General features: G+C 67.7%; 2 protein-coding genes. One reads left to right on the top strand and one right to left on the bottom strand.

What is annotated here, in order from left to right:
* The first annotated feature begins 1,378 nt into the window (after positions 1-1,378).
* The gene (locus ACFWZ5_RS45760; protein ID WP_384893141.1) at positions 1,379-2,323 is read left to right on the top strand and encodes a helix-turn-helix domain-containing protein; all 945 of its coding nucleotides are present in this window, start codon (positions 1,379-1,381) and stop codon (positions 2,321-2,323) included.
* 81 nt (positions 2,324-2,404) lie between these two features.
* On the opposite strand, the gene ACFWZ5_RS45755 is transcribed toward ACFWZ5_RS45760, so the two are convergent.
* On the bottom strand, positions 2,405-3,130 hold the full coding sequence (locus ACFWZ5_RS45755) for a hypothetical protein (RefSeq protein ID WP_384893138.1): 726 nt from the start codon (positions 3,128-3,130) through the stop codon (positions 2,405-2,407).
* Positions 3,131-3,292 lie beyond the last annotated feature (162 nt).

Here is a 3,292-nt window from a genome sequence, read left to right as displayed (position 1 = left end):
GCCACACCCCGCCCGAGGCCGACAAACCGTCACGACAAAGACCGTTGCAGTACTAAGACCGCGTCTGTCTGCCCTCCGGGAAAACCACCGCTGCCAGCGCCTCATTCGACAGTCCCTCGCCCGGGCCCGGAGCATCGCCCACCCGCTCGCTCGCCCGCAGGGCCAGGACAGCGGTATCGAGGTCCGCAAGGAGGCGGTCGTACCTCTCGATGGGAACGAGAACAGCTGCAGCCACACCGCCGTCCCCGATGTGGGAATCCGGTGCTTGCTCGCCCCGCTCAGCGCACACGCGGACGAGGCCCCGGAGGAGAGCCCCAGCCTGAGCGGTTGAATAGACTTCCGGTGCATCTTCCATCCAGTCACCGTACCGGTTCGTGCCTGCCAACTGCCCTACCCGGACCTGCACTTTCAACGCGGCTGCTCACAGTGGTCGTCGGGACAGCACAGCTCAGCAGGCGCGCGAAGGACAACTGCGGGAACACGGTCGACGCAGCCTTTCCCGCGGTGCGGAATGGGCCCCGCCCAAGGAACCACGCTGCGGGAACCCGACGACGGGCGCCGCCCCGGGCGCAACATCCAACAACGGCCAGCCACTGGCCTGCAAGATCCCCGGTATGCCGGGGGGATGCGGTTTGGGCCCACGAGCGGTTGCCGCCGCCACCCACCAGGTCGGAACCACGCAACCTCGTGCTGCACCTTGGGAGCTGGGAAGAGGCGAGCGAGCATCCCCGCCGCCGGGGGGCGTAGTCCCTCACGGAGTGTGTCCAGGCGAACTGCAGTCCTGGCAGGGCGCAGCAACCGTCCCTCCATGCTGGCGCCGACCCCACGCAGTGCTGTCTCGGCTTCCCCCACACGTGTTCCTGCCGAAGAGGCGTGCGCGTTGATTCGCTGGTGGATGGCCGCGCTGCGCGGCAACCATTCCCCTCCACGCCACCGTACCCGTTGCTGCCGTCGCCGGGCACGGGACCGGTATCGGAGCGCGTTGACAGGAACGATCGGTGCTGTAGCACCCAGGACGCAAGGCGACGCAGCGCCCGTGAGGAGGATCGGCACTCACGTTGAGTGCGCACGTGCACCGAACCAAAGTGTCTCCAATTGTTGACACTTCCTTCGGCGTGCCCGAGGATTTGTACGTCTCAAGCTGCCTCGGAGGCCGCACGCGAGCAGCGGCGCATTGCACCTGAGGAGGAGTCGGCACCAGCCAACGCAATGAGCGCGACAGGAAACCCTAATCACATCAGGTGACCTCACGAGAACCCATGAGGGTGCCGAGGAGGGCTCCCGCGGTCTGACCTGAGTGACCATCGGCGGACGCGCCTCGACAGCTCCGCCCGGCATGGGCACAAAACCGAACTAGCCCGATTTGACGGGGGATTACATGCAGACGGCTCCGCACCAGTGGCCCCAAACCGATGTGGCAGTCACGAGGCAGGCGGGCCACTGCAACGAGAGATCACAGCCGTGGGTGACGACGTCAGCGTGTGCCTCCAGGCTGCAATCACTCATCCGCGGACGGCGAAAGCAACTCAACCTCACGCAGCGGGATCTCGCCGCGCGGCTGTACCTGAGCTGCCGGGCATACGGCAACTGGGAACGCAACCAGGTCACCTGGGACGACGACAAACTCCACCGTCTCGCGCGCGCCCTGGAGATGACCGCGCTCCAGATCAAGTGGCTCTTCTTACTGGCCATCGGTCGACCACCGCACCCGGACATGCCGGAACTCGGCCCGGCCACCCTCCCCAGGGACTCCGTGACGACCGCGTTCCTGACGGACTACGCCGCCATGATGGACGCCCAGGCCTACCCCACCTTCCTCATCAACCACCGATGGGACGTGGTCCTAGCCAACCGGGCATACCGGGGAATCTTCCGCCAAGCACGCAATCACCCGTACGCCATGCCCGCGCAGAACTTCCTGCGCTTCGGACTCCTGCACCCCGATGCCCGGCTCATCCTTCCCGGCTTCGCGCACTGGCAGCTGGCGATGATGGCGCAGCTTGCACTCAGCCTGGACACGCACATGCACGATCCCGCCCTCAGAGCGCTCCTGCAGGAACTCCTGCGCAACCCGGAGCTGAGCCGGGCCTACACCGAAGACATGCCGCAATGGGCCCTCGCAGGCGGCCCCGACCTGGTGCAGGACGACGCCGCACCACGGCCTCTTCGGCACCCCGACCCTGACATCGGCCTCACCCAGTGCCGCCTCGTGGGTGAGACACCCCGCGGGCTCCAGATCCGAGGGCTAACCCGGATCACGATCGTGCTGAGCGGAACGGCGAATCAGGCACCGGCATGTCAGCCCGCCTATCTGGCCTCCTAGGTGTGCCAGTCGGGTAGCCGGAGCCCATTGCTGGGCCCCGGCCCCCTCAGAACCGTGCGTGCGCCTCACGATGCACACGGCTCAAGCAAGCCCCGAGGGTTTCGTCGCCTGGCCGGGGATGCGTGGAGGTGTGTCCCAGCCCTCCAGCGCGTTCAGGGCGGCGTAGTTGCGCAGCACACGGGCAGCCGGGCCGAGGTTGGCATCGAGTCGGCGGACCGGGTGCATCGCCCACGCGTACCGGCCGTCGTGCATGCGGTCGGCGATGATCAGCCAGCCGACGAGCGGGTTGAACAGCAACGCCTGCTCGGTGCCGTCGTCGGGGTGGGCCAGCACGACCCCGCCCATCACGAGCGGGCTGCCGTCGAAGAGCGTGTCGTGGGCGGCGTCGAAGTGGGCGGTGGCGTGGGTGTGCAGGGCCTTGTCGTCGGCGATGACGGCCGGAAGCGAGATCCCGTCGTGGAAGAGCATGACGGCCTCGGCTGTCAGCCGCAGCTGCGCCCCGGGTTCGGGCGGCAGGCCGGTGGCGGCGTCGAAGGCCTCGGCGGCGGGCACGAAGTGCGGCACCGCGGTGTAGGCCGCGAGCATCACCTGCAGGTCGAGGAGCCGCTCGATCTCGCGCTCACCGCCACCCGGCAGCGGCTGCCCGTCGGCAGTGGCCGGATTCAGGCTCCGGAAGCGGATGCTGACCACATCGCCCGGCTCCAGGCCGCACCCACGGGTGACCTGCTCCTCCCGCCGGGCGGTGTCCTCATAGACCACATCCCCGGACAGCTTCTCCCGCAGCACCCACGGAATGAGCTGGACCAAGTCCGTGGTGCGGCCGCCTGGAAGCCCCTTCGACTCGACCTGCAAGGACCAGGAACAGACACTGGCATCGCCACCGAGCAGTCCACCGGCGGAGGGGACCTGCTCAGCCGACTAGGGACTGTGTGAGGTTGTGATCAGTCGGGGGTCTTCAGGAGGTCGTTG

The sequence above is a fragment of the Streptomyces sp. NPDC059003 genome (genome assembly GCF_042740445.1).
In the GTDB taxonomy this organism is placed as follows: Bacteria; Actinomycetota; Actinomycetes; order Streptomycetales; family Streptomycetaceae; genus Streptomyces.
Note: the sequence above shows the minus strand (reverse complement) of the source record. Positions and strands in the feature narration are given on the sequence as shown.